Genomic DNA, 4,975 nt, shown 5'->3' with positions numbered 1-4,975 from the left:
GACGGGAGCATCGTTGTCCGCGATGCTCGGAGAGTGACTCCAATCATTCCTAACCTCAGCGGCCGTCCGTGTGAGGATCTGTGCCGGAACGCTTCAGACAACAGCGCCGCAGCAGATCGGTCGGCGAACCCGGTTCGGGGATAGATCCGAGCCCAGCCACACACCGACGGAATGATCGGCATCAGATTTGCATCGCTGGCGAGGCTGACAGCGGTCGGGCCGATCATCCAGCGGCTGGTGACCAATGCCCCACAACCCACCCAAGGAGCAATACGTTTTGGAGAAGAAGAATCATGCCGGCCAGGCGATCGTTGATTCCCTAGCCTTGCACGGAGTCAAGCGTGTATTCGCTGTCCCGGGCGAGAGCTACCTCGCCGTACTGGACGGCCTGCACGGTGCGGACATCGAGACCGTCGTCTGCCGGCAGGAGGGCGGCGCGGCCTACATGGCTGAAGCCCATGGCAAGTTCACGGGTGAGCCCGGCGTCGCCATGGTAACGCGGGGGCCTGGTGCCGCGAACGCCTTCGTCGCCATACACGCGGCCTGGCAGGACGCCACCCCGATGGTCCTCTTCGTAGGCCTGATCCCGGTAGCCGATCGCCAGCGCGAATCCTTCCAGGAATTCGACCCGAACGCCTGGTTCGGCACCCAGGCCAAGCGTGTCTTCACCCTGGACGAGGCAGAGCGAGCCTCCGAGATCGTGGCCGAGGCCTTCTTCGCGGCCAAGTCCGGACGCCCTGGCCCCGTCGTCGTCGGTCTACCCGAAGACGTGATTACCCACGAATTCACGGGATCTCTGTACCCGCAACTGCCGGTTGCAGAAGGCGCAGTCTCCGTTAGCGAGCTGGAACAGCTCGAGTACGCACTGGCTGGAGCGGAGAAACCGGTGATCTTCGCAGGTGGCCCACGCTGGACCCCCGAAGCAGCAGCCGGCATCACCCGCTTCGCTGAATCCAACGGCATCCCTGTCATTCAGGACTGGCGCGCGTCGGACCGTATTCCCTACGGATCCGAGGCCAACTCTGGCTGGCTCGGCTATGGCCGCACCGAGCAGTCCCTGAAGATGTTCGCCGAGGCGGACGTCCTGCTGGCGGTAGGAGCCCTGCCCACCGACATCCCAACCGAGGGTTACACCGTCCGCCAGGGGATGGACGCGATCAACATTCTTGTCAACATCGACACGACCCTGCGCGGCCGCAGTGGCGCGGTCACCGCACACATTGTGGCGTCCCCAGTCGCGTTCGCCGCGGCGGTTAAGGACCTGGACCTGGGTAAATCCGATGGCTGGAGGCAGTGGCGCGAAACCGGCCGCGCCGCGCAGGCAGCCATTTCTGCAATACCGGCTGCGGAGGCTCTCCCTGCCACGGCCGAGGGTACCGCGCACATGAGCTCGGTCATTTCTGAGCTCGTCCAGCGACTGCCGGAGGACGCCGTTTACACCTTTGGCGCCGGCAACCACTGTTCGTGGGCGCAGTACTATCTGCCCACCAAAGTCTTTCCCAGCCAGCTCAGTATGAGGAATGGCTCAATGGGCTACAGCGTGCCGGCCGCTGTCGCCGCCAATTTGCAAAGCCCGGAGCGGCTGACCGTGGCCGTCGCCGGTGACGGAGAGTTCCTCATGAACGGCCAAGAGTTCGCCACCGCAGTGCAGTACGGAGCGGCCATGCTGGTGATCGTCATGGACAACGGCCAGTACGGCACCATCCGCTCGCATCAAGAAAAGCACTTCCCAGGCCGGGTCAGCGGCACTCAACTGAGAAATCCGGATTTCGCGGCCTACGCCAGGGCGTTCGGCGGGCACGGCGAAACCGTCACGGCTGACGATCAGGCCGCCGGTGCAGTCGAACGCGCCCTGAAAGCGGTACAGGGCGAGCGCATTCCGGCGATTATCCATGTCGTCACCGACCAGCAGATCGCGCTCCCGTAAGGGGCCGGGACACCAGAAGGAGAAGGCATGAGCCTTTACGCCGTCACCAATCCGAGTACCGGGGAGACCGTCAGGGAGTTTCCCACGGCCACCGACGCAGCGATACAAGAAGCCCTCTCGGTCTCGTTCCGGGCCTTCGGTCAGTGGAATAAGAGCCCTGTCGAAGAGCGCGTGAAGCTGCTCAACCGCGTCGCCGAGCTCTACGCCGAGCGCCGCGACGAACTCGCCGCCATTATCACGCGGGAGATGGGCAAGCCCATTTCCCAGGCCAGGACCGAGGTAGACATCGCCGTATCGATCTACCGCTACTACGCCCAAAACGGCCCGACATTCCTGGAGGATGAAGCGCTCGAGGTTGCCGCCGGCGGCAGGGCGGTGGTGCGCAGGGAGGGCCTGGGCGTGCTGCTGGGCATTATGCCGTGGAACTTCCCGTACTACCAGGTTGCCCGCTTCGCAGGACCCAATCTGATGAACGGCAACACTATCCTGCTTAAGCACGCGCCGCAGTGCCCTGAGTCGGCATTGATCGTAGAGCAGATCTTCCTGGACGCTGGCGCACCGGCTGGAACCTACGTGAATCTCTTTGCCACCAACGAACAGGTGGCGGACATCATAGGCGATCCGCGCGTGCAGGGTGTTTCCCTGACGGGTTCAGAGCGGGCAGGCGCCGCAGTGGCCGAGATCGCTGGCGCCAACCTCAAGAAAGTTGTGCTGGAACTCGGAGGTTCGGACCCCTTCCTGGTGTTGGATTCCGCTGATATTGATCAAGCAGCGATGCACGCGGTGTTCGGCCGGTTCGGCAACACGGGGCAGGCCTGTAACGCCGCCAAACGCATCATCGTGGACGAAGCCGTGTACGGCGCTTTTGTGGAGAAATTCGTGGGAGCCGTGGAGCTCCTGAAGGTCGGCGACCCCGCCCAGCCGGACACCTTCATAGGCCCGTTATCCTCCATTGCCGCACGCGAAGGCCTCGCCTCTCAGGTGGACGACGCAGTTGCCAAGGGGGCAACGGTGCTCACGGGAGGTTCCCGTATGAAGAAGCCCGGTGCCTGGTTCCAGCCGACCATCCTGACTGGAATCACTGCGGACATGCGCGCCTACTCGGAAGAGCTTTTCGGCCCTGTGGCCGTAATTTACAGGGTCTCCTCCGCGGACGAAGCCGTCGCCCTTGCCAATGATTCCGATTACGGCCTAGGCGCGGTGATTCAGTCCCAGGACGCCCAGAAGGCCCAGGAGATCGCAGAACGGCTGGAGACAGGGATGGTTTATATCAACGAGGCACCGGGCACCGCAGCAGAACTGCCTTTTGGCGGCATCAAACGCTCTGGCGTCGGCCGCGAACTGGGCCGGTACGGCATGGAGGAATTCGTCAACCGGAAGCTGGTCCGCACGGCTAAGTAACGGCACGGGCGCCTGACCGCACTCGCGGCGGCGATTCTACCAGTCGTTGCTCCCCCAGATACTTCTCCCGCTTTCTGCCTGATTGCTCACCGACCGAAAGGACCCCCTCATGAGCGCTGATACTAAGCAAACTGTCGCTGCCGAATCCCTATTCTCGGACCGGACGCTGGCCGCACGTCCCTCAGAGGTACGCAAGGTCTTTCGCGCGGCCCAGCAACCGGGCATTATCTCCTTCGCCAACGGTGCGCCGTATCTAGGAGCACTACCACTTCACCAGCTCGCCGCCGCCAGCGCACAGATCCTTGCGACCGGAGGCACAACCGCTCTGCAGTACGGCGCCAGCCAGGGCACCCCGGAGCTGCGCGCCCATATCTGCCAGTTGATGCAGCTCGAGGGCATCAGCGCCGCGCCGGATGACGTCATCGTGACCAATGGCAGCCAGCAGGCGCTCGACGTCGCGGCCCGCGTACTTCTGAATCCAGGTGACGTGGTCTTTGCAGAAGCCCCATCCTACGCAGGCGGCATGGCCGTTTTCACCGGTTATGAAGCTGAAATTGTCCATCTGGACATGGATGCGGACGGCTTGGTCCCTGAAGATCTGGAGCGTAAAATCGCCGAAATCAAGGCTGCCGGGAAGACAGCAAAGTGTCTTTACACCATTCCGAACTTCCACAACCCCGGCGGTGTGAACCTCTCCGCCGAGCGCCGCACGAAGGTGGGTGAATTGTGCCGGGACAACGGCTTGCTGATCTTCGAAGACAACCCCTACGGCCTGCTCGGCTTCAGCGGCGAAACCATGCCGGCCATCCAGCCCGACTTCGCGGACATCACCTTGTACTTCGGTTCCTTCTCAAAGATGCTCGCACCCGGGCTTCGTGTGGGCTGGCTGCTTGCCCCAGGCGTCTTGTACAACAACCTGCTCGCCGCTCACGAAATGACAGTGCTGAATCCATCGGTGTTCTCCCAGCAACTCATCACGGCCTACCTGGACAACCCACAGTGGAAAGCAAAACTTAACGAGTACCGAAGCATCTACGCGGCCAAGTGCAGCGCAATGCTGGAGATGCTGGCACAAGAGATGCCTGAAGGCACCAGCTGGAACCGGCCCACTGGAGGCTTCTATGTCTGGGTTACCGTTCCGGACGGCATTGACACCGAGGCCTTGGTGTACAAATGCATCGACCGCGGCGTGGTCTACGTTCCCGGCACGGCGTTCTACACCGACGGCCGTGGGCACAATGAACTCCGGCTGTCCTTTTGCCTGCCTTCACTTGAAGATATCCGCACCGGCATGGCTATCCTGGGGGGTCTGTTCCGCGAGGTAGCTGCAAGCGCTGCCCAGTAGTCTTCAAGTGCTAACGAGAATGTGACGTCGTGCCGCCCCCAGAATACCTCGCGCAATCTGGCCAGCCCCAGCCTTTCTTCACTTCTGGAAACTTCCCGCCTTCAAGGGTCCCGGGATGTCCGGTCGTTGTCGGTATCGGCGGCTGTTCGCCGCATTCTCCCTGGATCGGGGGATGGTGACCGAGGCATTCCTGCGGAGGCGAGGGTTGCAGTGGACGTCAGGGCGTGGACGTCCTCGGAGCAGGCTAGAGTCGATCGGGAACTCCGGGCCTTCCGGCCCGTTCTCGACGGTGCGCATGTGAG

The 4,975-nt window shown here is 62.6% G+C and carries 3 protein-coding genes; all 3 read left to right on the top strand.

What is annotated here, in order from left to right; translation table 11 throughout:
- The first annotated feature begins 277 nt into the window (after positions 1–277).
- Positions 278–1,927: a thiamine pyrophosphate-dependent enzyme gene (locus tag ACZY0Q_RS20985; protein WP_463919907.1), complete on the top strand. Its 1,650-nt coding sequence runs from the start codon at positions 278–280 to the stop codon at positions 1,925–1,927.
- Between the two features lie 27 nt (positions 1,928–1,954).
- Complete coding sequence (locus ACZY0Q_RS20980; RefSeq protein WP_463919904.1) at positions 1,955–3,328, top strand: NAD-dependent succinate-semialdehyde dehydrogenase; 1,374 nt, start codon at positions 1,955–1,957, stop codon at positions 3,326–3,328.
- A gap of 109 nt (positions 3,329–3,437) precedes the next feature.
- A complete protein-coding gene (locus ACZY0Q_RS20975) occupies positions 3,438–4,673 on the top strand; it encodes an aminotransferase-like domain-containing protein (RefSeq protein ID WP_463919901.1) in 1,236 nt (411 codons plus the stop codon).
- The last annotated feature ends 302 nt before the right edge of the window (positions 4,674–4,975 follow it).

Source organism: Pseudarthrobacter lactosi (assembly GCF_055412785.1).
Note: the sequence above shows the minus strand (reverse complement) of the source record. Positions and strands in the feature narration are given on the sequence as shown.